At 48.1% G+C, this 335-nt stretch carries 1 protein-coding gene; it reads left to right on the top strand.

Going from position 1 to position 335, the window contains the following annotated elements; translation table 11 throughout:
* Positions 1-17: 17 nt before the first annotated feature.
* Positions 18-335: AI-2E family transporter (locus A3751_RS19345; protein ID WP_255376102.1), on the top strand; the 318-nt coding region annotated here is incomplete at its 3' end.

Here is a 335-nt window from a genome sequence, read left to right as displayed (position 1 = left end):
TTGCATTGTTCTTCGCAGTGCTCCCCAAGGCGTATTCTCAATTGGAATCTCTTCTCAATGATTTTCCTCGCATCTTGAGCGTTTTGCGACGACATGCGGAAGATCTACAAACGCAGCTGCCAGGTATGTTTAGGGGGGACGAGATTACGATCGCTTATGAGCAGCTCTCTGAGGGCTCGGCGGAAATTGTGCAGTGGGTGTTGTCCAATTCTCTCGCCAGCCTGCCTGTGGTCGTTACCGCACTAATCTACCTTGTTGTTGTACCGATGCTTGTTTTTTTTATGTTGAAAGATAGGGATGTGATCCTTAGTGGGGTCTCTAAAGCTCTACCCAAA

This window comes from Oleiphilus sp. HI0080 (assembly GCF_001635135.1).
Note: the sequence above shows the minus strand (reverse complement) of the source record. Positions and strands in the feature narration are given on the sequence as shown.